Raw genomic sequence first — 24,062 nt, 5'->3', positions numbered from 1 at the left:
GGTGTGGCGTGTCCTTCTCGGCCCGACAACGCTCAGGTCCACCAGACGAGTTCGCCGGCACCTCCGATCGCCGTGAAGCAGGTCAGCAGCAACCGTGCGGCGGGTTGGGCGTGTTCGCTGCCCACCACCGCGTGGGCCAGGTTGCCGTTGATCACGCACAGGTCGCCGGTGGCGACGGGTACGGTCAGGTCGGGGTGATGTGCCAACAGCTCCGGGGGATAGGGGAATCCGCTGTACGTCAGGCCGAGCGCGGCCCGGGAGGCGTCGTCCGGTTCGACGTTCCACAGCCGCAAGGCCCCGACGCCCTCGGGTACTTGCGGGTATGCGTTGATTGCCATCACCCGGGACAGTCGTTGGATCTCGAAGCCGGCCTGGAGTGGGTCGCGGAGTTGGGCCAGGTCGTCGTGCGGCATCAGTTGATACGCGCCGGTTTGATTCCAGCACACCGCCTTGGAGTTGCCCGCGATCCGTCCCTCGTGTGCGGCCGGGCGAGCCCCGGACACCACGCCGTGGGTGACCAGTTGGTCGCGCAGCGCGGTGACCGGATCGACGGCGCCCTCGTACAGCGCCGCGACCGCGTCCGCCGAGTCGGCGACCGCGGTCAGGTAGTCCGCGGAGGTCTTCTCGATGTGCGAGGCGCCGACGAAGTATCCTTCGACGCCGTCCGCACCCGCGCCGTAGCGCGGGGTGCGCTGCGGTGCGGCCCAGAAGTTGGCGGTGATCCGTGCGCAGTCCGGTGGCGTGATGAATCCGCGCACCCGATGGGCGGCCAACTCGCCGTGCAGTACGTCCCGGACGGCGTGCACGTCGACCACGCCGGAGGTCTCGTGTACGCGGAACCCCTCGGTGGACAGCGCCCGTCCGGTGATCACGACGTCCCTCCGAGTTCGGCGCCCGAGGTCGAGGTGCGGTGGAGCAGCGGCCTGCGCCGGTCGAGGAAGCCGAGCATGGCCGGTACCGGGCTGACTATGCGCGGTTGCGCGTCGAGCCGGTCCCGGTTGCGCTCGCGTACCTGCGGCATCTTCGACCAGTGCATCCCGGGGCTCAGGTGGTGTTCCTGGTGGAAGCCGTCGTTGAAGGTGAGCAGGTTGTACAGCCGTCCGTAGTGGCTCACCGAGTCGGCCGCGCGTTCGGTGGGGTCGGCGCCGTAATGCCGGTAGTAGTTCTGTACGTTCACCATCGTCAACGCCACGAAGTAGGCCGGCAGGTAGCTGAGCAGGACCCACTGCCAGGAGATCAGCGCGAGCAGCGCGGGGGTGAGTACGTGTGCGGCCCGATCCGCCTGGATCAACCGCAGTTCGCCGATCCGTCGGCGTTCCCGACGCGAGGCCAGCGAGCGCAGCCTGGTCTCGCCGGGGCCGACCCGCCACAGCCGTACCACGTAGAGGACTTCCCGGGCGCGGTCGATGGTCGACTCGACGGCGCCGCCGAGTGCGTAGCGCAGCAGCGGCGCGTGTTCGCCGTTCCGGCCCCGGCGGTAGGTCGACGTGGTGTCGCGGGTGCTGCCGTCCGGGCCCGGGTAGTCGTTGTTGAACCGGTGGTGGTTGCGGACGTGGGTGAGCTGGTACGCCTGTACCGACTGGCCGATGTTGGCCGAATTCAGCACGGACACCGCCGCGTTGAGTCGGTCCGAGGTGAACCAGGGGACGTGGGTGAACAGATGGGAGATGACGATGATGTTGTACGCCGTCATCACCGCGAGCGCGGCGGTACCGCCGGCCCGGGCCGGGATCGAGGCGTCGTCCCAGCGGACGGCGAGCCAGACGGTGCCGGCGAACTGCGCCACGCTGAGCCCGAGGAGCAGTATGTCCTTCGGGGTGTTCCGCCATATTCTCATCGCCTGATTCCGCGCCTTCCTCACAGGTAGGATTCGAGGGTGCCGCGGCGGCGCACGTCGAGCGTGGCGCAATGGAACGAGCCGCCGAAGCTGTTGAAGTTCCGGAAGTCGCAGGGGATCGGCGTGAAGCCGAACCTGCGCATCGCGTCGATCATCGGCTCGTCCTGACGCTCGACGATCACTCGTTCCTCGTCCAGCATCAGGATGTTCATGTTGAGCCACTTGCTGGTCATGTAGAGCGGGTGCCCGTCGGGGATGACCGGCTGTGGTGCCGCCATCACGTCCCACCCCTTGAACAACTTCGGCACCTCGGGGACGCGGTCCGGGTGGATCAGCAGCTTCCCGGGGGCCATCGGTACCAGCGTGGCGTCGATGTGCATCGGGTGCGAGTCCTTGAACTCGAAGACGTGGATGCGGTATTCGTCGCCCAGGTGGCGGCGCAGCCACTCGATGCCGAAGGTGTTGGTGACGTTGCTCGTCTGGGCGATGATGTCCCGGCCGCAGCGGGTGAAGTCGGCGGCGTCGAAGGTGGGTTCGAATTCGGTGACCACGAGTCGGGTCGGGCCTTCGTCACCGGGATCGGTCCAACTCTGGTCGAATTGCTCGTCCTTGAGTTCCGGCTTGGGTGCGGAGCTCCATCGGGCGCCGGCTCGGAAGTACTCCTTGAGCAGCGGCCGGTAGGCGAGCGTCTCGAAGTAGCGTGAGCGCCAGGCCATCGGGCATTCGATGATCTCGTCGCCGACGACCAGGAGCGCGTCCCGGGGCATGGCGGCGTACATTCCGGTGCTGGCCCAGTCCAGGGTGCTGTAGGTCTGTTGCTGGGGGATGGGTTCCGGGCGGCGGACGGTCACCCCCTCGGCTTCGAGGATGTGTACGAACTGCTCCAACTCCCGGCGGGCGGCCTCGACTTGCTCGGCTGGGAAGGGTTGGCCGGCCCGGCTGCGGAAGGTGTCGTGTTGGTCGGTGGGGAGCACGGGTGGCAGGGACATGTGCCACGTGGGGAAGGCGGCTCCGTCGACGATGCCGACGATCACCTCTTCCAGTGGGTCCCACTCCGTGTAGGAACTGACGGGGTATGCCGACGTGTTGCTCCTCGGCTTCGGTTCGTTGGCGTGCCTCGGTTCGTTGGCGTCGCTCAGGTTGTCGAGAATCACGGTCCACTCCCTGGTCGGGTGGGTTGCCTCGGTGCGGTCGTCGACGGCACCGACTCGGATCTCCGGAACGCTGTACCGGTCGCAAACGCTCGCAAACGGTCGTATGTGCTTGCAAACGGTCGCGCACAGTCGTGCACGATCGTTACTGCGCCACCGATCCAATGCCATGATCACCGTCGGAGACAAGACCGTTACGCTAGGTTGGCCGGCGGTCGGGGGGTCGACACCTGCGCCGCAGGCGAACTCGCCGCCGCTCGAACGCAGTTCCCGCCGGAAGACCATCCGACCCGACGCCATGCGCCCGACCTGCGGCAATCCGGCGCGCGGGGGGCCGTGCGAGCGGGCATCGGACAACACCGTCCGGCCGCCCGGATCCCGCGCCGAACTCGCGATCAGGGTGAATTCGCTGGCTAAACTGGCCAAATTCGATCGCCCGGGCGACGGGGCGTCGGTGAGCGGAGGGGCCGACGGGTCGGCGCAGGGCGGTACGGATGCGCCTCGTGCGTCGCGTGTTGCGACGCACTCACCCCCGATCGAGGTCGGCGTCCCCGCCCGGCCCCACCAGTTGCCCCTGCCGTACGGATGCCGACACCGGGGCCGCCGCCGGGGCCGCCGCCGAGCCGGACTTCGGCCACGCGTACAGGTGTTCCGGCCTGCCGGTCGCCCCGTACCGCAGGGTCACCAGCGCCGCCCCGGACTCGACCAGCGCGCCCAGATAGCGCTGCGCCGTCGCCCGGGATATGCCGAGCAGGCCGGCGATCCGGGTCGCGGACAGCGGCCCGTCCGCCTCCTCCAGGGCCCGGGAGATCAGCCGGCCGGTGACCGAGGGACCGCTGCGCGCGTCCGGCCTGCGGTCACCCTCGCGCAACGCGCGCAACGCCCGGTCCAGATCCGGCTGGCCGAGCGCGCCGCCGCTCGTGAGCACCTTGCGATAGCGCGCGTACGCGGCCAGCCGATCCGCCAAGTCGCGCTCGGCGAACGGCTTGACCAGGTAGTTCAGCGCGCCTCGGCGCAGCGCACTGCGGATCGACGCGGCGTCCGAGGCCGCCGTGAGCACCATCGCGTCGACGTCGAACTCGCGCAGCAGGGTCAGGCCCGACGCGTCCGGGAGATACACGTCCAGGAGCAGCAGATCCGGGGCCGACTCGCGGACCCGCATCCGCGCCTCGGCGGCGCTGCGCGCGGTGCCGACCACCTCGAAGCCGGCGATCCGCGCCACGAACCCGGCGTGTACCTGGGCCACTCGGAAGTCGTCGTCGACGACCAGAACCCGAATCATCTGCGCACCCCTTCGGTGACGACATCCACCGCAACATCGACATCCACCGCGACCTCGACCGTGACCTCGACCGCGACGTCCATCGCAACATCGACCTCGGCATCCGGATCGGGATCGTCCGTCGTGTGCCCGTCCGGCCCGACCGTCAACACGTTCCGCAACTGCGCCGTGAACACCGCGCCGTGCGCGGCCCCGCCCGGATCCGCGAGTTGGATCCCGCCTCCGGTGCGGCGGGCCGCCTGCGCCGCGATGGCCAGGCCGAGCCCGCGCTCCTCGTCCCGGTGGGTGCTCACCCCGTCCCGGAAGATCAGCGTGCGCAACTCCGGCGCCACCCCCGCGCCCGAGTCGACCACGAAGATGTGCAGGTCGGCGCCGTCGGCGAGCAGGTCGACCTCGACCGACGGCGGCATCCGCAACCCCGTGCGGGCCGCCTCCAACGCGTTGTCGACCAGGTTGCCGAGCACGGTGGTCACCTCGGTCGGGGCCAGGACCGTGGTCGGCACCCAACTGGTCTCGCCGATCACCAGGCGTACCCCGTGTTCGCGGGCGACGGCCGCCTTGGCCGCCATGAACGAGCGCAGGAACGGGTCGCGGACCGCGTCCGGTTGCGGGTCGGTGCCCGCGCCCGCCGTCAACGCCTGGAGATACTGCACGGCTTCGTCGTGGTGTCCGAGTTGGATCAGCCCGGACAGGGTGTGCAACCGGTTCGCGAACTCGTGCCGCTGGGCGCGCAGCGCGTGGGTGAGACCGCGCACCGAGTCGAGTTCGCGGGTGAGCTTGTCCAGGTCGGTACGATCACGCACGGTCAGCACACGCCCGAGGTCACGGCGTTCTCGGCGGACCTCCCGCGCGCTGGCCACCACCACCCGATCCCCGGCCACCGCTACGATGTTGTCGCAACTTCCCTGTACCGAAAGTGCCTTGCGCAGCCTGGCCGGCAACTCCAGGGCCTCGACCCGGTTGCCGAGCGCATCGTCGAGGCCGAGCAGCCGCCGCGCCTCGCCATTGCATACGGTGACCATTCCGGTGCCATCGACCGCGAGAACGCCCTCTCCGACGCCGTGCAGCACCGCCTCGTGTTCCTGCATCAGTTCGGCGAGTTCGTGGGGTTCCAGGCCGAGGGTCTGTCGGCGCAGTCGGCGGGCCAGCAGCAGCGAGCCGATGATGCCGAGCAGGCAGGCTCCCGCCGAGTAGAGCCCGACGATGCGCATCACCTCCAGTCCGTGCCGGCGTAGGTCGTCGGCGTCGAAGCCGACGCTGACTTCACCGACGACGGTGCCGTCCGCCGCGCGGACCGGGACCTTGCCGCGGGCGGAGATGCCGAGGGTGCCCACCTCGAGGTTGGAGACCTCCTGTCCGGCCAGCGCGGCGGAGGGGTCGGTGCTGACCCGTCGGCCGATCAGGTCGGGGTTGGGGTGGGCCAGCCGCATGCCTTTCTCGTCGGTGATCACCACGAACAGTGCCCTGGTCGCCCGCCGGGCGGCCTCGGCGCGGGCGCGTACGGTCCCCTCCGCGTCGTCCGCCACGACGGCCGCGGCCAGCGTCGGGTCGGACGCCACGCTGCGCGCCACGGACAAGGCGCGCTCCTCGTACTGGTTGGTCAGTTGCCCGTCGAGCAGCCGGCTGATCAGGGCGAAGCCGAACCCCGCGACCACCACGACCAGCGCGAGTTGCAACAGCAACATCTGCGCGATGAAGGAAAGACGGGGACGACTCATGAGGGGGGACGGTAGCCGCGTCGCGGAATCCTGCCCATCCCCGGGGTGCGCACAATGCGCAAAACGAGATCTATTCGAAACGTCGCGCGCAACGCGGGCAAGTCGATCGTCCGCGTCGACCGTCAGTACGTTCCTCGGCCAACGGTCGTTGTGACCGGCGGCACATCGGATCCGATCGAACCCGACGGGTCGCCGCGACCCCTCGGATGGCCGCAACTCCTCGGATCGCCGCAACTCCTCGGATCGCCGCAACTCCTCGGATCGGCACGACTCCTCGGATCGGCACGACTCCTCGGATCGGCACGACTCCCTGGATCGGCACGGAAAGGATCTCCATGGCAACGCAACCACTTGTCGAACTGCGCGCCGCAATGAAAAGGTTCCCGACCCACAGCGGTGGCGTACACACCGCGGTGCGCGATCTCGACCTGCGGGTCGAGGCGGGCGAGTTCGTCGCCGTGGTCGGCCCGACCGGATGTGGGAAGTCGACCGCACTGTCCCTGATTTCCGGCCTGGAGCCGCCCTCGCTCGGCGAGGCACTGGTCCGCGGGGTGCCCGTGGACGGCGTCCCCGAGGGGGTCGGCTACATGTTCCAGCAGGACGCGGTGTTGCCGTGGCGTTCGGTGCTGGACAACGTCGCGGCCGGCCCCCGCTATCGAGGGGCCTCGCGGGCCGCCGCCCGTGAGCAGGCCCGGGCCTGGGTGGACCGGGTGGGCCTGGGCGCGTTCGAGCACTACTACCCGCACCAGCTCTCCGGCGGCATGCGCAAGCGGGTCTCGCTCGCCCAGACGCTGGTCAACGAGCCGAGCGTGCTGCTGATGGACGAGCCCTTCAGCGCCCTGGACGTGCAGACCAGGGCGCTGATGCAGGACGAGCTGTTGCGGCTGTGGGCGGGCACCGGCGCGGCCGTCGTGTTCGTCACCCACGACCTGGACGAGGCGATCGCGCTGGCCGATCGGGTCGTGGTGATGACCGCCTCCCCGGCCACCGTCAAGGACTCCTTCCCGGTGCCCCTTGAGCGCCCGCGCACCGTCGAGGAGGTCCGACTGACCCCGCGATTCCTGGAGATCTACCGGGAGATCTGGGAGTCGCTGCGCACGGAGGTCACCATCACCCGCGAACGAGGAGCCGGACATGCCGCCTGAGTCGACACCGACGCCGACGCCGACGCCGACCCCGATCACCGCCGGCGGGCCGGACACGCAGGCGCAGACCGCGGTCCGCGCCGGGTCGGACCCCGCGCGTCGGCCGGACACCAAGGAGCCGGACACCAAGGAGTCGGACACCAAGGAGCCGGCGTCGGAGCCGGACCTGGGCGCGCTCGCGGTGCGGGCCCGACGGCGGCGCCGGGCGCGGATGTGGTCGCTGCGTGCCCTGCTGGTGGTGTTGTGGCTGGGCAGTTGGGAACTGGCCGCGACGCACTGGATCGACCCGTTCTTCTACTCCAAGCCCACCCTGATCTGGGACCGCCTGGTCGAGTGGTTCACCGACGGCACCAGCCAGGGCAGCATCTGGGAGCAGATCTCGGTGACCCTCCAGGAGGCCGCGGGCGGATTCGTCCTGGGCTCGGCCGCCGGGGTGGTGTTGGGCATCCTGCTCGGGCGCAGCCCGATGATCGCCGAGGTCGCGGCACCGTTCATCAAGGCCGCCAATGCGGTCCCGCGGATCGTGCTGGCCTCGCTGTTCGTGATCTGGTTCGGGCTCGGGCTGTCCTCGAAGGTGGCCACGGCGTTCGTCCTGGTGTTCTTCGCGGTGTTCTTCAACGCGTTCCAGGGGGCCAGGGAGGTGGACCGCAACCTGGTCGACAACGCCCGCATCCTGGGCGCGAGTCGTACCCAGGTGCTGACCAGCATCGTGGTGCCCAGCGCCACCTCGTGGATCCTCGCGTCCCTGCACTCCGCGTTCGGCTTCGCCCTGATCGGCGCGGTGGTCGGCGAGTTCACCGGCGCGAGCAAGGGCCTGGGCCTGCTGATCAACCGCTCCCAGGGCACCTTCGACGCGGCCGGGATCTACGCGGGCATGATCGTGATCACCGTCATCGCCCTGCTGGCCGAATCGTTGTTGGCGATCGTCGAGAAGCGCCTGTTGAAGTGGCGCCCGCCGGCCGCGAGCGCGGAGATCCGGCTTTGACCCGCAGCCCCCAGCCCCCAACCTCGGCGCTCAGCGCTCGGCCCTCAGCGCTCAGTCATCGCCGTTCCGGAACCGAATTCCCAGGAGACTGCTCATGAAGGTTCGCGCGAGCCTGGCCGCCGGCGTGGCGGCGCTGTTGACCGCAGGCGTGTTGTCGGGGTGTCAGGATTCCCGCAACTCCGCTTCGTCGTCGTCGGGTTCCGGTCCGGCGAAGGCCAAGATCATGGTCGGCGGGATCGAGAAGGTGATCTATCTGCCGGCGATGCTCACCGAGCGGCTGGGCTATTTCAAGGCCGAGGGCCTGGACGTCGAACTGCTCACCGAGCCTGCCGGTGCCCAGGCGGAGAACTCCTTGATCAGCGGGGACGTCCAGGGGGTGGTCGGTTTCTACGACCACACGATCGATCTCCAGACCAAGGGCAAGTGCATCCAAAGCGTGGTGCAGTTCGCCAACATCCCGGGCGAGGCGGAGATGGTGGCCACCGACAAGGCGGGCAAGATCCGCTCGCCCGCCGACTTCAAGGGGGCCAAGCTCGGCTTCACCAGCCCGGGTTCCTCCACCGACTTCCTCACCCAATACCTGGCCACCGCCAACGGCGTCGCGACGTCCGACTACACGCCGGTCAAGGCCGGTTCCGGGCAGCCGTTCATCGCCGCGATCGACAACGGCGGCATCGACGCGGGGATGACCACCGACCCGACGATCGCGCAACTGGTCAACACCGGCAAGGCGAAGGTCCTGGTCGACACGCGCACCGTCGAGGGCACGCGCAAGGCACTGGGCGGGCTGTACCCGGCGAGTTCCCTGTACATGGACTGCGGCTGGGTCGGCCGGAACAAGGAGACGGTCCAGAAGCTGGCCAACGCCTTCGTCAAGACGCTGCGCTACATCAACACCCACTTGCCCGCCGAGATCGCCGCCCAGATGCCGGCCGACTACGCCAACGGCGGCAAGGCGCTGTACGAACAGTCCATCAAGGACACGATGGCCATGTTCAACGGCGACGGCAAGATGGACCCGGCCGGCGCGCGCAACGTCCTCGACGTACTGGGCAAGTTCTCCCCCAGCGTCAAGGGCAAGAAGGACTCGGTCGATCTGACCAAGACGTACACGACGGAATTCGTCGACAAGGTCGGCTGACGCCCGCGCGCCCCTGCGGATGCGGATGCGGATCATGATCGCCGGGAGGGCGTTCGGGCTGCTCGTCAGCACGAATGCCCTCCCTCGCGTACTGTGAACGTCGCCACCGAGGGGGTCGACATCCACATGGAGTACTTCTTCTACTGTCGCGACCGGCCCGGCACCAGGCCGCTGCGCCACGAACTGCTCGAAGCGCACCACTCGTTCATGGACGGATACGCCGAGGGCATGATCGCCCGGGGGCCGACCTGGTCCGCCGACGGGCTGACCCTGACCGGCAGCATGCACATCGTCGACCTCCCCGGCCCGGACGCCGCCCGGGTGTTCGCCTTCGAGGAGCCGAACCACCGCGCCGGCGTATACGAGGAAGAGGTCCTGATCCGCCGCTGGAGCAACACCCTCGGCCGGACGATGTGGGATTTCGTGGGGAACTCGGGTACTTCGGTCGAGCCCGCTCGCTTCCTGATCCTCGCCCACGCCCGACCCGGCGCAACCGCGACCCGGGACACGTTGCACGAGGAACAACGCCGCCGGCTGCTCGACGGCGAGCATGGGAAGTCCCTGATCGCCTGTGGCCCGCTGCACTCCGAGGATGCCTCGCAATGGCTGGGCACCACGATCCTGGCCGAACTCCCGGACCACGCCGCCGCGGCGGCCCTGCTGGCCCAAAGCCCATACGCCCAGGCCGACTTGTACGAATCCATCGAGGTGCACAGCTGGACCTTCGGCGGCCGGAGTTAGCGCCGCGCCCAGCAACGGCGGATGGCGGTGACACGCTGCGCCAGACCCTGCATCGATTGGAGGTCTGCGGCGGTCACCGGCTCGATGTTCGCCATGGCGTACCATGCTGCCGGCACCCTGCAAGGCCGTCCAACCGATGTCCGGAGCGGCCTCGATCCGTCGACGGGCCGACCCGAGGAGATCCCCGGATGACCACCGACCCGACCACAACCGCCGCCGGCACGGCCGACGTCGAGATCCTGCGCACCGCCGTCGCACTGGCCCGCAGTGCCCGTGCGGCCGGCAACCATCCCTTCGGCGCGGTCCTCGCCGGCCCGGACGGCACCGTCCTGCTGACGGCCGAGAACACGGTCACCACCGAACGCGACGTCACCGGCCATGCCGAGACCAATCTCGTCCGGCGCGCCACGGCGCAGTACGACGCGGAGTTCCTGCGCACCTGCTCGCTCTACACCAGTACCGAACCGTGCGCGATGTGCGCCGGCGCCATCTACTGGAGCAATCTCGGCCGCGTCGTCTACGCCGTCGGCGAGGACGAACTCCGCGCCATGACCGGCGCCAACGAGGAGAACCCGACGCTGGCCCTGCCCTGCCGCGAGGTCTTCCGGGCCGGCCAACGCGATCTGACGGTCATCGGCCCGGTCGCCCTTCCGGAGGCCCGCGAGGTCCACGAGGGCTTCTGGGACTGACCGCCGACGACCACGCCAACGCCCTCCCGGGGAAGTCGGGAGTCGGGCACCCTCGGGAGGGCCTCGCCGACAGGTCGGTGTGCTCGACTATGCGATGGGGAAATCGAAATACGTGTCCGGATACGGTTCGTCGGTCAGCGTGTAGTGCCACCACTCGCAGTCGTATGCGCTGAAACCGCAGGTCTCCATGAGGGTGCGCAGGTGCCGGCGGTTTCTTGCTTCGGCCTGCGTGATCCCCTGTGCTCCGTGATGCGAGATGGAATCCATCAAGTCATGGCCGCCGCCCATGGGGAGGATCTCCTGCGAAGCCAGATCGTAGAGCGTGAGGTCAACGGTGCTGCCCCGGCTGTGACCCGACTTGGCGGCCACATATCCCTGCTCGAACATCTCGGCCCGGCCGATGTTCGGATAGTGCCGCGCCTTCGTGCGGCCGTCCTCCGGCTGCTTTGACCAGCGTATGAAGCAGTCGACGGCGCGTTGCGGGCGATATCCGTCCCAGAGGAGCAGGCCGAAGCCCAGGGATTCGGCGTGCTCGCGCGCTCGTTCCAGTCCTTCGCACAGCGCCCTGGTGCCGACGATTCGATTGGCCAGATATCCGTCCACGGGCTTGCCGGTGAAGTTGTCCCAGGTGGCGTACTTGGCGTCCCAGCGAATTCCGGCTGTTCCGGCTGTTCCGGCTGTTCCGGCTGATCCGGCTGATCCGGACGCAAGTTCGTCCACGAATACGAAGTCGTCGTTCATCGGCTCTTTCCCGTCAAGGCCAGGGACAGGATTCGGTCGAGCACTTCGCCGAGCGGTATGCCTGTGGCCGCCATCATGCGGGGATAGCGGCTGTACGAGGTCATGCCGGGGAATGTGTTCACCTCGTTGAGGACCACCGCTCCGTCCTCCTTGAGGAACAGGTCCACCCGGGCGAGACCGCGGCAACCCAAGGCGCGGTATACGGCCATGGCGGTCTCCTGGACGAGCAGGCGTGACTCCGCGGGAATGTCGGCCGGAACGATCGCCGTCGAGTTGTCGGAACCGGTTTCCGGCGCAGCCTCCTGATGGATCCGGAAGAAGCCGTGGGAGAGCGCGATCCGGTCCACCTCGCCCGCCATCAGGTCGAGTTCGTTACCCAGGATGGCGCAGCCGATCTCGCTGCCGACGACGGCCTCTTCGATCAGCACCTTCGTGTCATACTGCCGTGCGGTCTCCACCGCGCTGTGCAGTTCTTCTGCCCGGGACACCTTGGTGACGCCGAAAGAAGAGCCCGAACGTGCCGGCTTCACGAAGACCGGATAGGTGAGCGGGCCGGGATCGGGATCGATGTTTTGCTCCGCCGCGATGATCCGGAAATTCGGCGTGGCGATTCCCGCGCTTGCGGCGACGGTGTAGGCAAGGGATTTGTCCATGCACAGTGCGGAACTCGGCACATCGCAGCCGACATAGGGGATGCCGGAGAGTTCGAGCAGCCCCTGTATCGCACCGTCCTCGCCGTGCTTGCCGTGCAGCACGGGCAGTACGACGTCCAAGGGGATCGTCTCGTACCGCCCCGGCGCCTGCCCCTCTTCCCGGACGAGCAGTCCGTGCACGGTGCGGTCCGGCGACAGCGCGGCCGGACGGCAGTTTCCGTTCTCCCAGTCCGGGTCGGGGCCGGCGCAGAGCTTCCAGGCGCCGTCCTTCGTGATGCCGATATAGAACGGTTCGTACTTCTCGGCGTCGAGGTTCCGGGCGATCTCTTGGGCGGACTTGATGGAGATGGGGTGCTCTTCGGAACGTCCGCCGAATATGATGCCGACCTTCAGCTTATCCATGCCGGTTCCCGCTTTCCGATTTCAGGCAGTTGGTGAGGGAGTTTTCTACCGTGTCACGCAGGGCGTGGTCCGTGTAGTAGGCGGTGTGCGGGCTGATGAGCACATTCGGCAGCTCTTGCAGCCGCAGCAGTGACTTGCTTTTCATGGGCCTGGTTCGGTAGTCGGCGTAGAAGATTCCCTCCTCACCCTCGACGACATCCAATGCCGCGCCGCCGAGCCTGCCGCTTTCCAGGGCCGACGCAAGGGCTTCGGTGTCGATGAGTGCCCCTCGTCCGGTATTGACGATCAGCGCGCCCTGTTTCAGCTGCTCGATACGCTGCCGGTTCAGCAGATGATGCGTATCCGGGTTGAGCGGTGTGTGGAGCGTGACCAGGTCGCTCTGCTGCAACAAATCGTCGAGCGGAACGTAATCGGCGGGGGTTTTGGGGCGATTGTCGTGGGCGAGTATGCGGCAACCGAAACCGCGCAGCCGGTCCATGACCGCCGCGCCGATGCGTCCGGTGCCGATCACGCCGACGGTCAGATCGCGCAGTTCCCTGCCGCGCACTTCGTTCAGTCGGTAATCGTGGACTTCCGCGCGCCGGATGATGGATTTCGCGTTGCGTACCGCCATCAGCATCAGCATCAGCGTGAAGTCGGCCACACTGTCCGGCGAGTAGCTGACGTTCTCCACCGTGATGCCGATGCCGGCCGCGTATTCCACATCGATGTGGTTGCACCCGATGCTCCGTGTGGAGATATACGTCACGCCGACTCGGCCGAGCGCAAGAAGAGTGGTGTTGGCGATGGGGGTCTTGTGGCCGACACTGACGGATCGGCTTCCGGCGGCCAGCTCGATATTCGCTTCGGATACCGGTGCGTCCGTAATGGTTGGCGTCACACCGAAGCGAGGCGTCAGCTCTCGGAACAAGACGGCCTCATCGGGGCCGCACCCATAGACGGTGATGCGGGGTGGTTCGCGGTAGGTCATACGTACAGTCAAGGCGTCGTGGTGTTGTCGGAACGTATGTGGATTTCGATATGCCGGCGATACACCGCGGCGCATTGACTGATGGCATGACCTACCAGGAATCAGCATGATCCCCCTCGGCCTCGGCGCGATCGCCGCGATTGTCGGCGGGACGGTCGAGGGCGACGCGTCCGTGACGGTGACCACGCCGGCCGTACTCGACGGCCGGCAGGCCGAACCGGGCGGCCTCTTCGTCGCCTTCGCCGGTGAGCACGTCGACGGCCACGAATACGTCGGTCAGGCCGGCCGGGCCGGCGCGGTGGCCGTGCTCGGCTCCCGGCCCACGCTGCTGCCCACCGTCGTCGTCGAGGATGCTCGGGCCGCGTTGCAGGCGCTCGCCGCGCACGTCGTGGCCCGGCTGCGCGACGGCCTCACCGTGGTCGGGGTGACCGGTTCGCAGGGCAAGACCAGCACCAAGGACCTGCTGGCGGCGGTGCTTTCGAGCGCGGGGCCGACGGTCGCCACGATCGGCTCGCGCAACAACGAGCTGGGTGTGCCGCTCACCATGCTGCGTGCGGACGCGGCCACCCGGTTCCTCGTACTGGAGCTGGGCGCCCGCCACATCGGCGACATCGCCGAGCTCACCGGCCTGGTCGCGCCCGACATCGGCGTCGTCCTCAATGTCGGCCAAGCGCACCTGGGCGAGTTCGGGTCGCGCGCGGCCATCGCCGAAACCAAGGGCGAGCTGGTGCGGGGGCTCGCGCCCGGCGGCACCGCCGTACTCAACGCCGACGATCCCCGCGTGGACACGATGCGTGCGCTCACCGACGGCCCCGTGCTGACCTTCGGTCGGGCGGAGCACGCCGACGTGACGATGCTCGACCTGGTTCTGGACCGGCTCGGCCGTCCGTCCTGCACGCTGCGGACCGCCGCCGCCTGCGCATCCGTCACGCTGCCGCACGTGGGCGCCCACCAGGCGCTCAACGCGTCGGCCGCCGCTGCCGCGGGGCTGGCGGCCGGAGTACCCCTCGACCTGGCCGCGGCGGCGCTGGCCACCGCTTCCCTGTCTCGGTGGCGGATGGAGCTGCGTGTCCTCGCCGGTGGCGCGAGGCTGCTCGACGACTCCTACAACGCCAACCCCGACTCGACCCGCGCCGCCCTGGACGCGCTGGCGGCGATCGAGGGTGGGCGCCGCATCGCCGTACTCGGCGAGATGCTCGAACTCGGCGACGCCAGTGCGGCCGAGCACCGGGCCATCGGGGAGTACGCCGCCGCCCGCGCCGATGTGGTGGTCGTGGTCGGCGAGGCCGCCCGGTCGATCGCCGACGGAGCGGGGGAGCGGGCGGTGCTGCTCGACGGCAACGACGCGACCGTCACCTGGCTGCGCGGCCGGCTCGCCGCCGACGACGTGGTGCTCGTCAAGGCGTCCCGCGGGGCCCGCCTCGACGAAGTGGCCGCCCGGCTCGGGTAATTGGGCCTCCCGCCTGCTGCCTCCCGCCGGTCGGGCCCACTACCGCCTGCGGCTGTCGGGCCTACCGCCTGCGGCTGTCGGGCCTACCGCCTGCGGCCGTCGGGCCTACCGCCCGCGGCCGTCGGGCCTACCGCTCGCGGCGCCTCATGTAGAGGTCGAAGGCCCGGTAGACCATCGGCCGCAGGGGCAGGTCCCACTCGCCCACGTACCTCACCGCCTGACCGCCGGTGCCCACCTTGAACCGGATCAGCCCGACATGCGGGTCGTCGGCGTCGAGGGTGGGGGTGATGCCGCGCAGGTCGTAGACGTCGCAGCCGGCCGCGAGCGAGTCGCGGATCATCGCCCACTGGCAGGCGTTGGAGCCGCGCACCTCGCGCTTCTCGGTAGAGGAGGCGCCGTAGGAGTACACCGCGTGGGCACCGACCCGGACCAGGATCGTGGCGGCGACCAAGTCGTCCCGGTGGCGGGCCAGATAGAGCTTGATCCGCTCGGGATCCTCCGCGCTCAGCGCGGCGAACATGGTCTCGAAGTAGCCCGGCGGCCGGGGCGTGAAGCGGTCCCGCTCGGCGGTGTGGACGTAGAGGTCGTGGAACGCCTTCAGGCCCGCGCCGACCGTATCGACCGTGACCTCGACTCCCTCCTTGGCCGCCTTCTTGATGTTGCGGCGCCACTGCTGGTTCATGCCCTGGAGGAGCTGCTCCTCGGTTCTGCCGGCCAACCGAAGCTCGTACTTGAATTGCGGATGCCCGACCCCGAAGCCGTCCTGTGGGCTCTGCGGCAGCCAGCCCGCACCCCTGAGCCGGTCGGCCACCCGGGCGCCGACCGGGTCGGACCACTGGCCGGGCACCTCGGTGAGCCGCCCGGTGCCCGGGTCGGCGACACCCTCCTTGACCTGGACGGCGCTCCAGGTGTCCGTGCGCACCGGCGGGCCGAGCCGGATCGCGAACGCGCCGTGCGCCTTGAGCCGAGCCGCCAACGGGTCGAGCCACCCGCCGAGATCGCCGGTCCAATCGATGACCGGGCCCTCGGGCAGATAGGCCAGCGTGAACCGTTCGAGCTTCGGCACCGGGCGGTGCAGCACGAGCCCGGCACCGACCAACTGCCCGCCGGCGAACCAGCCGAGGGACTCGCTGCGCCACTCGGTCTTCACCCGGCCCCAGGCCGGCGTCTGCAGGAAGCTCGCCGACCGCTGGGACCGGACGAACGCCAAGTGCTCGGTGGCGCTGATCGGCCGGACGGTCAACGGCGCGCCCGAGGCGCTTGCCCCGGAGTACCGCCGGGTTCCGGCTGCTGTGTGTACTGGTTCGCTGTAGGACATGCCGCCAGTCAAGACAATGCGGTGTTGCAGGCGCGTATGCGGTTTTCGATACGCCGGCGATATGTTCCGGAACTTTCGGCCGGCCTGTTCCGGCACGCCCCGTACCGGGACGCGGTCACCAGCCGACCCGAGCCGCCACCGGCCGGTGGTCGCTCCCGGTGGCCGGCAACACCCACGAACTCCGCGGCTCCAGGCCCCGGGTGAGGATCTGGTCGATCCGTACCATCGGGAACTTCGCCGGCCAGCTGAAGCCGAAGCCGTTCCCGGCCGCGTCCTGGGCCGAGTGCAGCTGCGAGGTGATGCCGTCGAGCGCGCGGTCGTCCGTGGTGCCGTTCAGGTCGCCGAGCAGCACCACCCGCCTGTTCTGCTCGGTGGCGACGGCCTTGGCGAGCGCCTCGGCGTTCCGGTCCCGGCTCGCCGTCCAGAAGCCTGCCCTGGGATTCACGCGAACGGATCCCAGATGGGCCACATACACGGCCAGCGGCCCGTGGTCGGTGGCCACCGTGGCCCGCAGCGCCCGATTGTCGGTCAGCTTGACGTCGGCCGGCTTGGAGTCCCCCAGCGGCCCGACGTCCTGCGCGATGTCGACCGGCCGGAGATCCGACAGCGGCAGCTTGCTCCACAGCCCGACCGTGCCCTGTACCGAGTGGTACGGGTACGCCTTCGCCAGTTCCTGCTCGTACACCGGCTTCGCCGGTGCGGTGATCTCCTCCAGGGCCAGCAGGTCCGCGCCGGAGGCGGCCAGGTCGCGGGCGGTGCCGGCGGGGTCGGGGTTGTCGGCGTCGACGTTGTGGCTGACCACAGTGAGGTCGCCGCCCGGGCGTGACTTGTCGACGAGTAGCCAGCCGAAGAGGCTCACCCACGTCACGACCGGCAGCAGCAGCGCGACCACCGCGGCGGCGGACCGACGCCACAGCGCCCCGGCGAGCAGCACCGGGATGAACACGCCGAACCACGGCAGGGCGGTCTCCACCAGACTGCCGATGTGCCCGACCCGGTTCGGTATCTGCGCATGCAGCAGCAGGAGCAGGCCGAGCAGCAGCGCCAACGCCGCGAGCACCCGGCCGCGCTTCCACGGCCCCGGCCGGCACAGGCTGCCGATCGCCCGGTGGACGACCGAGCGCTTCACTGTGGTCTCGGTGGTCTCGGTGGTCTCGGTGGTCTCGGCGGTTTCGGTGGTCTCGGCGGTTTCGGCGGTTTCGGCGGTTTCGGCGTTCACGGTGGTCTCGGCGCGCCCCTCCGCTTCGACCTGCTGCCGCGCGTCCGCAACGTCTTGTCTTGCTTCACGCACTGATCGAACTCCTCAGCTACTTGGCCGAATGCGGTGCTGGGGCGGGCAGTTGAACGGTGATCCGCAGGCCGCCGTCGGCGCGCGGGGTGAGGGTGAGGGATCCGTCGTGTACGTGGACGATCCGCTGGACGATGGCCAGGCCGAGGCCGACCCCGGCGTGGTCGTTGTGGATGCGCTCGGTGCCGCGCTGAAACGGTTCGGTCAGGGGCGAGACCAACTCTGGGGAGAGCTTCTCGCCGCTGTTCTCGACAGTGAGTACCGCGGTCCCGGAGCGGACGCCGGTGCGGACCCACACCGAACCGCGTTCGGGCAGGTTGTGCACGATGGCGTTGTGCACGAGGTTCGTCGTCATCTGCAACAGCAGCGCCGGCGACCCGGAAGCCGTGGCGATGTCACCGGAGGTGTCGATGGCGACCCCGCGCTTCTCGGCGAGCGGGAGCAGTGTCTCGGCGACCTCTTCCACGAGCAGGGACAGGTCGACGGGCTCCCGGGTGAAGGTCTGCTTGTCGGCGCGGCTGAGCACGAGCAGCGCCTCGGTGAGGTCGATCGCCCGGGTGTTGACGACGCGGAGGCGCTCGATGAGCTCGTCGATGTCGCGGTGCGGATCGTTGCGCGCCACGTCGAGAAGAGCCTGCGTGATCGCCAGCGGCGTGCGCAGTTCATGCGAGGCGTTGGCGGCGAATCTCTGCTGCTCGGCAACGTGTGCTTCGAGCCGCTCCAGCATGATGTCGAAGGCATCGGCGAGTTCGCGGAACTCGTCCCCGCGACCCGGCAGCCGGATGCGGTGCGAGAGCGATCCGTTGGTGGCCATGCGGGTGGCATCGGTGATGTGGGTCAGCGGAGCGAGTATGCGGCCGGCGAGGATCCACCCTCCCACGAGGCCGAACACCAGCAGGAATGCCAGTACCGCGGCTGCCCTCGGAGCGAAGACGTGCAAAAGAGCGGACCGGATGGGGAAAACACCGCTGCTGGGCCTGTCATCGGGGTTGTAGAGGATCGCACGGTCGGGGACGTACCTCAGCAGGAACACCCACACCGCCCCCATCAGCAGGGCGCCGGCCAGCATGAGGAATCCGGCGTAGCTGAGGGTGAGCTTGACGCGCACGCTCACACCGGGCTGCCTATCCACGGCCCTGCCCCTCGCGTCCGGTGCCGGGTCCGGTGCCGGGTGCGGTGTCGATGCGGTAGCCGACGCCCGGCACGGTGGCGATGATCCAGGGTTCGCCGAGCCGTTTGCGCAGGGCTGAGACGGTGATGCGTACGGCGTTGGTGAACGGGTCGGCGTTCTCGTCCCAGGCCCGCTCCAGCAGTTCCTCGGCGCTGACGACACCGCCTTCGGCGGCGACGAGGACTTCGAGAACGGCGAACTGCTTCCTGGTGAGCGCGACATAGCGGCCGTCGCGGTGGACCTCCCGGCGGAACGGGTCAAGCCGCAGACCGCCGATCTCCCGCACGGGCGGCCTGCTGTGCGCACGCCTGCGGTCGAGTGCCCTGAGCCTGAGCACGAGTTCCTGAAGTTCGAACGGCTTCGTGAGGTAGTCGTCGGCGCCGAGCTCGAACCCGGTGGCCTTGTCGTCGAGACGGTCGGCAGCGGTGAGGATGAGGATCGGCATGCCACTGCCGGAGGCGACGATGCTCTTGGCGACCTCGTCACCGCTGGGCCCGGGAATGTCCCGGTCGAGGATGGCGATGTCGTACCCATTGATGCTCAGCAGCTCCAGCGCGGTATCGCCATCACCTGCGATGTCCGCCGCGATGGCTTCCAGACGCAGACCATCGCAAATGGCCTGCGCCATATAGGGCTCGTCCTCGACGATCAACACACGCATACGCCGAGGCTACGAGCCCGGCCATATCGTCGTCGTATCGAAAACTTCAAGGACGGGCGTCGGGTGCCGGCGGGCGGAGACTTGTATGCCTCGCGAACCTGTAGGCCGACGGGCCGTGTTCGGGCCAGGTGCCTGCGCTGCTTCACGAACCCACACGATCAGGGGCACACCGACTGTAGCCGGGCCATGACACACCGAAGGAAGCCTGTGGACGAGCACACCGACGAGCACGAATACCAGGACGGACCGGAACCGGACGGACGGTTCTTCCGGACCACCGTCGGCGGTGAACAGGCCGTGCTGCCGGCCACCATCGCCGGAATCCGCAACGCACTACCAGAGGACCGGCGCGACGCCTTCACGAAGGAGATCGAGGCCACGCCCGCGCGGGACATGCATCTGACCCTGTACCGGTGGGCAAGCACGCTCGACCCGCGCATCGCAGCAGAGGACGAAGCGAACCACCAGTGGGTGAGTGAGCTGTACGAGGACGCCGCGCGACGACACATCGAGGGGGAAGACCTTGCCGACGTACAGGATCGCCTACTCGCCGACGTGCGAAAGGGACCGGGCCAAGCTCAACCCTAGGCAGCGTCAGGACTTGGACAACGGCATGGCCCGCATCGCCCGCGACCCGTACGGGTGCGGTTCATCGGCCACGTACAGCAAGGACCGGCGCGAGGCGACGTGCAATTCCGTGATCGTCGTGTACCAGATCACGAACTCGGAGCTGACGGTGACTGTGGTGCGCATCGCCGGCTAGCACGCACGACACAGCCACCGACCCCAGTTGCGCGCCAGCGTGGTTCGGGGCGTCGGGCTTCAGGGCGTCAAACGGATCGCAACGTGACGACGAGCGCCGACCACGACGCCGAGGGAATCACCAGGTGCCCGATGCCCGGTTCCTTCGAGTCACGGACTGGCACAACCGTGGGGTCGTGGGCAACCTCCACACAGTCACCGCCGTAGGCATTGCTGTACGACGACTTGCGCCAGCCCGTGAACTCGACCTGTGGCACACGGATCATGAATCAGCTCTCCTTACCGGCCGCCTCGTCGAACCGCTTCACGGCCCGTTCGATATGTACCACCGACGTCATGCAAGACCCAGAATCAGGCACACCGTAACGTGCCCACGAGCTCCGACCACGAAGCCGAGGAGATCGCCAGGTGCTCGGTGGCTGGGCCACCACCAGGGCCCCGTCCCATCGCCCAGGTCGGGGCCCATGTGCGTCACGGCGTCAATCGGATCACAACGTACGGGGAATGCCCGTCATCCCCCGTTCTCGTCATTGGCTGCCGCCTCGAACCGCTTGATGGCTCGCTCGATAAGCACCATGGATTTCTTCGGGGACAAGGCGCTCGCCCGCAGCAGATCGTACAGGCGCTGGCGCTCCTCCACGTCGTGCTCGTCCTCGATCAACCATCCGAAATCGCAACCTTCGACGTAGGCGTACTGCTGCTTCCTCGGGAGGGCCAGCATTGTGAGCGACCCACCCAGCCCCGGATGACCGCCGTGCTCGAAGGGAAGTACCTGAATGGTCGACGTAGGGGTATCCATCAGCGCCAGCAGGCTGGTGAGTTGCTCCAGCGATACCACGCTGCCGCCGATAGGGCGCATGAGGACCGCCTCATCGAGGATGCTCCAAATGCGCTGGGGAGCGTCACCCGAAAGTCGTTCCTGTCGGCTCATTCGAGCACCAACGAGTTCGTCGACCTCTTCTTTGGTTCGCCAGGGTTTGGCCGCTCGGGTGAGCGCGCGGGCATATGCCTCCGTCTGGAGGAGCCCCGGTACCGTGTCCCCGACGTAGTGGGCAAGCACCTTGGCCTTCTCGGACTTCTCCATGAACGCGCGATACTTCTGTGAGTGCGGCTCGCGGCGTGCTGCGGGCCAATGCTGTACGAAGAAATCGCCCGTCTCGTAGTAGGCGTCCACCCGCTCCGAGAACCCCGGCGGCGGGACACGTCGCGCGCGTTCGATGTCCGACAGGTGGGTCTTGCTCATATTCAGCTCGTCGGCGACCTTCACGAGAGTCTTCCCAGTCTTGAGGCGCTCACGACGCAGATAGGCCCCGTAAAGTCCCCGCCCCGTGGACGTGTCGGGCTCGTTGTTGTGTTCGGACACGTTGACCCCTCTCATTCCGCAAATGGACCTGCGGAAGCCCCCACCTTCACGCGGCCCGTCACATCAGGAACTCTCGTGTACACACGGTAGTACCCGATAGCGGCCGAAAAGGGCTCGTCCATGAATCACCCGAACTCCCCTGACTGGGACCCGAATCAGCCTCCCGGCAGCCGGATGTGGCTGCGCGTCTACCGCGTCGACGCCCGTGGCACCCACGTCGTCAAGGCGCTCGAAGAGTGGATCTGTTCCGCCCGGACCCCCGACCAGGGCAAATTCCTCCCCTGCGAATGCCCCCGGTGCGGTCCGGGTTCGATCCGGCCCTGAGACGAACACCCGTAGCCATCACGCCACATGCGACCCGACGCCCAATCACCAGCGCCAAGGAACGAACGATGACCGACGACATCGAGCCGGCCACGCCCGCGCTGTGCCGCCTGCAACTCGGAGCGGAGCTACGCCGGTTGCGACGCCGCGCCGAGCTCAAATCCAGTCAGGTGGCCAAGCGGCTGCTGTGGAGCCCCTCGAAGCTGACCCGACTCGAACAGGGGGACAACGTGGTGGTCGAGCCGGACGACACCACGTCCCTGTGCGACCTCTACGGCGCCGACCCCGAGACCCGGTCCCTCCTCAACGACTACGCCACCGTCACCAAGTCCAAGCAGGACGAGTGGCGTTCGCCCCGGGCGCAGCCCGCCATCGGACCGACCCTGCACGCCTTCATCGGCCTGGAAGCCGCCGCGACCACCCGACGCGCCTACGCCTCGGAGTGTGTCCCGGGCCTGCTGCAAACGCAGGCGTACACCCGCGAAATCCATCGGGTGTCCCCGATCCGGCTCGGCAGCGACGAGATCGACCTGCACGTCGCCACGCGCATGGCCCGTCAGGAAGCCCTGCATCGGGCGGACGAACCCCCGCAACTCCTCTTCATCCTGAACGAGTCCGTACTGCGCCGCCGCGTGGGCGATCCGGCCGTGGCCCGCGAACAGCTGGAACACATCGCCGACATCTCGACGCTGCACAACGTACGCGTACAGGTGGTCCCGTTCACCGTACGGTTCCACGTCGGCATGATCTGTTCGTTCGACATCCTCCGCTTCGCCAAGGCTGCCGCGTCGAGGCCGATCGTCCATCTCGAAACCATGGCCAGTGCCTGGGTCGTCGGCCGGGAATCCGCCGTCGACGCCTACGAACGCGCCTTCCAGGACCTTCAGGCCCTCGCGCCGAGCCCCGAGGAGACCCGAGACCTGATCCACCGCGCGATCAAGGAGCTCTGACCGGGTCCAGCAGCTCGGAGCGTGTCGGCCGGCGTCGGCGGCAGGTCACGCGGCAGGTCACTCGGGAGGGCGATTCGGCGTGGGTTGTGCGCGTGTCCGGGATGGGTGTGATGCCCGAGCTTCTAGGGTCCCGGCATGAGTATTCCCTCTGAGCCGATCGGCAGCATTCCCCGTTCCCCGGAGCTCCTCGCCGCCTTGGCCAACGCCGACAGCCGGACGTGGACCGAGGTCTTGGACCGGGCCGTCCGCGATACCATCGCCACGCTGGAGGCGGCGGGCGAGCAGGTCGTCACCGACGGCGAGCAGGCCAAGATCGACGCCTGGACGTATCCGGTCTACGGCGCGGACAACCTGGCCCCGGACAGTGTGGTCATCCCGTACGCGGATGGGCACCAGCGTGGACTTCCCCGCTTGACCGCCGGACCGATCCGGTACCGCACGTACGCCGACCAGTACGTGCGGACCGCGGTGAAGTACGCGAAGGTCCCGGTGAAGCAGGCCGTGGTGGCCCCGTCCACGCTGAGTCTGCTGTACCCGCCGCAGGGGGTCGACGGCTACTCGCGCGACGCGTTCGTCAAAGACGTGCTGAACGAGGCGGAGAAGGAGGTTCGCGGCTGTCTGGAGGCCGGCGCGCAGAAAGTCCAGCTCGACTTCGAAGAGGCCAGGCTCTCACTCAAGCTCGACCCCAGCGGTGGGCTACTGAAAGATTTCATCGACCTCAACGACCAACTCCTGCAACGCTTCGCCGAGAACGAGCGGGACCGGATCGGCGTCCACTGCGGCGTGGGCGCCGACCAGGACTCCACGCACAGCCTCGACGTCGACTGCGCCGAGCTGCTGCCGCAGCTGTTCCGCCTCCAGGTCGGCAACTACTACCTGCCGCTGGCCTGCGAGCCGGACCCGGACCGCGTCCTGGGGCTCATCGCCGAACAACTACGGCCGGGCATCCGTGTGTTCGTCGGCGTCACCGACCCGATCGACCCGCAGGTGGAGACTGTGGAGCAGGTCCGCGACCGCGTGCTGAGCGCGGCCCGCCACATCCCGCTCGACCAACTGGGCACCTGCGACGACGCGGGCTTCTCCCCCTACGCGGACGACCCGTCGACCAGCCGCGCGCTCGCGTTCGCCAAGATCCGTGCCCGCGTCGAAGGCACCGCGCAGGCTGCGCAGTTGCTCACCTGACGCGAGACGGTCACCCCTGGCGGATAGGACGGAACAAGTTCACGGCAGGGGTCTCGGTGCTGCTGCACCCGGGCCCCTGCTCGCCGACACCGACACCGACACCGACGTCGGCGTCCCGCGCCGAGAGCCCGAACCCGA

At 68.5% G+C, this 24,062-nt stretch carries 24 protein-coding genes; 10 read left to right on the top strand and 14 right to left on the bottom strand.

What is annotated here, in order from left to right:
* Positions 1 to 32: 32 nt before the first annotated feature.
* The 5 genes from ABIA38_RS08050 to ABIA38_RS08030 form a co-directional block, all read right to left on the bottom strand.
* The gene (locus tag ABIA38_RS08050) at positions 33 to 872 is read right to left on the bottom strand and encodes a hypothetical protein (protein WP_424637759.1); all 840 of its coding nucleotides are present in this window, start codon (positions 870 to 872) and stop codon (positions 33 to 35) included.
* Positions 869 to 1,837: a fatty acid desaturase family protein gene (locus tag ABIA38_RS08045; protein ID WP_424637758.1), complete on the bottom strand. Its 969-nt coding sequence runs from the start codon at positions 1,835 to 1,837 to the stop codon at positions 869 to 871. Before ABIA38_RS08045 ends, ABIA38_RS08050 begins: the two co-directional genes overlap by 4 nt.
* Positions 1,838 to 1,857: 20 nt before the next feature.
* Positions 1,858 to 2,991 (bottom strand): amidinotransferase, encoded by a 1,134-nt coding sequence (locus ABIA38_RS08040; RefSeq protein ID WP_424637757.1) that lies wholly within the window; start codon positions 2,989 to 2,991, stop codon positions 1,858 to 1,860.
* Positions 2,992 to 3,514: 523 nt separating this feature from the next.
* A complete protein-coding gene (locus ABIA38_RS08035; RefSeq protein WP_424637756.1) occupies positions 3,515 to 4,270 on the bottom strand; it encodes a response regulator transcription factor in 756 nt (251 codons plus the stop codon).
* On the bottom strand, positions 4,267 to 5,988 hold the full coding sequence (locus ABIA38_RS08030) for an ATP-binding protein (RefSeq protein ID WP_424637755.1): 1,722 nt from the start codon (positions 5,986 to 5,988) through the stop codon (positions 4,267 to 4,269). Before ABIA38_RS08030 ends, ABIA38_RS08035 begins: the two co-directional genes overlap by 4 nt.
* 335 nt (positions 5,989 to 6,323) lie before the next feature.
* On the opposite strand from ABIA38_RS08030, the gene ABIA38_RS08025 reads away from it, so the two are divergent.
* The 5 genes from ABIA38_RS08025 (at position 6,324) to ABIA38_RS08005 (ending at position 10,689) form a co-directional block, all read left to right on the top strand.
* Positions 6,324 to 7,133: an ABC transporter ATP-binding protein gene (locus ABIA38_RS08025; protein WP_424637754.1), complete on the top strand. Its 810-nt coding sequence runs from the start codon at positions 6,324 to 6,326 to the stop codon at positions 7,131 to 7,133.
* Entirely contained in the window at positions 7,123 to 8,118 is a 996-nt protein-coding gene (locus ABIA38_RS08020) for an ABC transporter permease (RefSeq protein WP_424637753.1), read from the top strand. The genes ABIA38_RS08025 and ABIA38_RS08020 overlap by 11 nt, the downstream gene beginning before the upstream one ends.
* 94 nt (positions 8,119 to 8,212) lie before the next feature.
* On the top strand, positions 8,213 to 9,259 hold the full coding sequence (locus ABIA38_RS08015; RefSeq protein WP_424637752.1) for an ABC transporter substrate-binding protein: 1,047 nt from the start codon (positions 8,213 to 8,215) through the stop codon (positions 9,257 to 9,259).
* A gap of 126 nt (positions 9,260 to 9,385) precedes the next feature.
* Entirely contained in the window at positions 9,386 to 10,000 is a 615-nt protein-coding gene (locus tag ABIA38_RS08010) for a YciI family protein (RefSeq protein ID WP_424637850.1), read from the top strand.
* A 188-nt stretch (positions 10,001 to 10,188) separates the two neighbouring features.
* Positions 10,189 to 10,689, top strand: a complete 501-nt coding sequence (locus ABIA38_RS08005; RefSeq protein ID WP_424637751.1) for a nucleoside deaminase — start codon at positions 10,189 to 10,191, stop codon at positions 10,687 to 10,689.
* A gap of 87 nt (positions 10,690 to 10,776) precedes the next feature.
* On the opposite strand, the gene vanX is transcribed toward ABIA38_RS08005, so the two are convergent.
* From vanX to ABIA38_RS07990, 3 genes are read right to left on the bottom strand one after another with little or no spacing between them, the layout of a single operon-like run.
* Entirely contained in the window at positions 10,777 to 11,430 is a 654-nt protein-coding gene (gene vanX, locus ABIA38_RS08000) for a D-Ala-D-Ala dipeptidase VanX (RefSeq protein WP_424637750.1), read from the bottom strand.
* On the bottom strand, positions 11,427 to 12,485 hold the full coding sequence (gene vanA, locus ABIA38_RS07995; protein ID WP_424637749.1) for a D-alanine--(R)-lactate ligase: 1,059 nt from the start codon (positions 12,483 to 12,485) through the stop codon (positions 11,427 to 11,429). Before vanA ends, vanX begins: the two co-directional genes overlap by 4 nt.
* Positions 12,478 to 13,455 carry a D-isomer specific 2-hydroxyacid dehydrogenase family protein gene (locus tag ABIA38_RS07990; protein ID WP_424637748.1) on the bottom strand — a complete coding sequence of 326 codons (978 nt, stop codon included), beginning with the start codon at positions 13,453 to 13,455 and terminating at the stop codon, positions 12,478 to 12,480. Before ABIA38_RS07990 ends, vanA begins: the two co-directional genes overlap by 8 nt.
* A gap of 106 nt (positions 13,456 to 13,561) precedes the next feature.
* Between ABIA38_RS07990 and ABIA38_RS07985 the strand changes: the two genes are divergently transcribed.
* Complete coding sequence (locus tag ABIA38_RS07985) at positions 13,562 to 14,905, top strand: UDP-N-acetylmuramoyl-tripeptide--D-alanyl-D-alanine ligase (protein WP_424637747.1); 1,344 nt, start codon at positions 13,562 to 13,564, stop codon at positions 14,903 to 14,905.
* A gap of 127 nt (positions 14,906 to 15,032) precedes the next feature.
* Here ABIA38_RS07985 and ABIA38_RS07980 read toward each other — a convergent pair whose 3' ends face one another.
* From ABIA38_RS07980 to ABIA38_RS07965, 4 genes are all read right to left on the bottom strand, one after another.
* Positions 15,033 to 16,223 (bottom strand): lipid II:glycine glycyltransferase FemX, encoded by a 1,191-nt coding sequence (locus ABIA38_RS07980; protein ID WP_424637746.1) that lies wholly within the window; start codon positions 16,221 to 16,223, stop codon positions 15,033 to 15,035.
* Positions 16,224 to 16,338: 115 nt separating this feature from the next.
* The gene (locus tag ABIA38_RS07975; protein WP_424637849.1) at positions 16,339 to 17,325 is read right to left on the bottom strand and encodes an endonuclease/exonuclease/phosphatase family protein; all 987 of its coding nucleotides are present in this window, start codon (positions 17,323 to 17,325) and stop codon (positions 16,339 to 16,341) included.
* Positions 17,326 to 17,530: 205 nt separating this feature from the next.
* On the bottom strand, positions 17,531 to 18,625 hold the full coding sequence (locus tag ABIA38_RS07970) for a sensor histidine kinase (RefSeq protein ID WP_424637745.1): 1,095 nt from the start codon (positions 18,623 to 18,625) through the stop codon (positions 17,531 to 17,533).
* Positions 18,626 to 18,635: 10 nt separating this feature from the next.
* Complete coding sequence (locus ABIA38_RS07965; protein ID WP_424637744.1) at positions 18,636 to 19,343, bottom strand: response regulator transcription factor; 708 nt, start codon at positions 19,341 to 19,343, stop codon at positions 18,636 to 18,638.
* Positions 19,344 to 19,550: 207 nt separating this feature from the next.
* Here ABIA38_RS07965 and ABIA38_RS07960 point away from each other — a divergent pair, with 207 nt between their 5' ends.
* Positions 19,551 to 19,931: a hypothetical protein gene (locus ABIA38_RS07960; RefSeq protein ID WP_424637743.1), complete on the top strand. Its 381-nt coding sequence runs from the start codon at positions 19,551 to 19,553 to the stop codon at positions 19,929 to 19,931.
* Positions 19,932 to 19,944: 13 nt separating this feature from the next.
* Positions 19,945 to 20,106 carry a hypothetical protein gene (locus ABIA38_RS07955; RefSeq protein ID WP_424637742.1) on the top strand — a complete coding sequence of 54 codons (162 nt, stop codon included), beginning with the start codon at positions 19,945 to 19,947 and terminating at the stop codon, positions 20,104 to 20,106.
* 67 nt (positions 20,107 to 20,173) lie between these two features.
* Here ABIA38_RS07955 and ABIA38_RS07950 read toward each other — a convergent pair whose 3' ends face one another.
* Entirely contained in the window at positions 20,174 to 20,371 is a 198-nt protein-coding gene (locus ABIA38_RS07950) for a DUF397 domain-containing protein (RefSeq protein WP_424637741.1), read from the bottom strand.
* Between the two features lie 245 nt (positions 20,372 to 20,616).
* Positions 20,617 to 21,468 carry a helix-turn-helix domain-containing protein gene (locus ABIA38_RS07945; RefSeq protein WP_424637740.1) on the bottom strand — a complete coding sequence of 284 codons (852 nt, stop codon included), beginning with the start codon at positions 21,466 to 21,468 and terminating at the stop codon, positions 20,617 to 20,619.
* A gap of 392 nt (positions 21,469 to 21,860) precedes the next feature.
* On the opposite strand from ABIA38_RS07945, the gene ABIA38_RS07940 reads away from it, so the two are divergent.
* Positions 21,861 to 22,742 carry a helix-turn-helix domain-containing protein gene (locus ABIA38_RS07940; protein ID WP_424637739.1) on the top strand — a complete coding sequence of 294 codons (882 nt, stop codon included), beginning with the start codon at positions 21,861 to 21,863 and terminating at the stop codon, positions 22,740 to 22,742.
* A 135-nt stretch (positions 22,743 to 22,877) separates the two neighbouring features.
* Positions 22,878 to 23,924 carry a 5-methyltetrahydropteroyltriglutamate--homocysteine methyltransferase gene (locus tag ABIA38_RS07935; RefSeq protein WP_424637738.1) on the top strand — a complete coding sequence of 349 codons (1,047 nt, stop codon included), beginning with the start codon at positions 22,878 to 22,880 and terminating at the stop codon, positions 23,922 to 23,924.
* Positions 23,925 to 24,062: the final 138 nt, after the last annotated feature.

Source organism: Embleya sp. AB8, from assembly GCF_049739465.1.
Taxonomy (GTDB): Bacteria; Actinomycetota; Actinomycetes; order Streptomycetales; family Streptomycetaceae; genus Embleya.
This window is presented reverse-complemented; position numbering and strand designations above follow the sequence as displayed.

Bases quoted from the DNA above. Each gene is read 5' to 3' on its own strand.
- ABIA38_RS07935 (WP_424637738.1), top strand. From the start codon at position 22,878: ATGAGTATTCCCTCTGAGCCGATCGGCAGCATTCCCCGTTCCCCGGAG.
- ABIA38_RS08005 (WP_424637751.1), top strand. From the start codon at position 10,189: ATGACCACCGACCCGACCACAACCGCCGCCGGCACGGCCGACGTCGAG.
- ABIA38_RS08025 (WP_424637754.1), top strand. From the start codon at position 6,324: ATGGCAACGCAACCACTTGTCGAACTGCGCGCCGCAATGAAAAGGTTC.
- ABIA38_RS07985 (WP_424637747.1), top strand. From the start codon at position 13,562: ATGATCCCCCTCGGCCTCGGCGCGATCGCCGCGATTGTCGGCGGGACG.
- ABIA38_RS07940 (WP_424637739.1), top strand. From the start codon at position 21,861: ATGACCGACGACATCGAGCCGGCCACGCCCGCGCTGTGCCGCCTGCAA.
- vanX (WP_424637750.1), bottom strand. From the start codon at position 11,430: ATGAACGACGACTTCGTATTCGTGGACGAACTTGCGTCCGGATCAGCC.
- ABIA38_RS07965 (WP_424637744.1), bottom strand. From the start codon at position 19,343: ATGCGTGTGTTGATCGTCGAGGACGAGCCCTATATGGCGCAGGCCATT.
- ABIA38_RS08010 (WP_424637850.1), top strand. From the start codon at position 9,386: ATGGAGTACTTCTTCTACTGTCGCGACCGGCCCGGCACCAGGCCGCTG.
- ABIA38_RS08015 (WP_424637752.1), top strand. From the start codon at position 8,213: ATGAAGGTTCGCGCGAGCCTGGCCGCCGGCGTGGCGGCGCTGTTGACC.
- vanA (WP_424637749.1), bottom strand. From the start codon at position 12,485: ATGGATAAGCTGAAGGTCGGCATCATATTCGGCGGACGTTCCGAAGAG.
- ABIA38_RS08045 (WP_424637758.1), bottom strand. From the start codon at position 1,837: ATGAGAATATGGCGGAACACCCCGAAGGACATACTGCTCCTCGGGCTC.
- ABIA38_RS08035 (WP_424637756.1), bottom strand. From the start codon at position 4,270: ATGATTCGGGTTCTGGTCGTCGACGACGACTTCCGAGTGGCCCAGGTA.
- ABIA38_RS07980 (WP_424637746.1), bottom strand. From the start codon at position 16,223: ATGTCCTACAGCGAACCAGTACACACAGCAGCCGGAACCCGGCGGTAC.
- ABIA38_RS07990 (WP_424637748.1), bottom strand. From the start codon at position 13,455: ATGACCTACCGCGAACCACCCCGCATCACCGTCTATGGGTGCGGCCCC.
- ABIA38_RS08020 (WP_424637753.1), top strand. From the start codon at position 7,123: ATGCCGCCTGAGTCGACACCGACGCCGACGCCGACGCCGACCCCGATC.
- ABIA38_RS08030 (WP_424637755.1), bottom strand. From the start codon at position 5,988: ATGAGTCGTCCCCGTCTTTCCTTCATCGCGCAGATGTTGCTGTTGCAA.
- ABIA38_RS07950 (WP_424637741.1), bottom strand. From the start codon at position 20,371: ATGATCCGTGTGCCACAGGTCGAGTTCACGGGCTGGCGCAAGTCGTCG.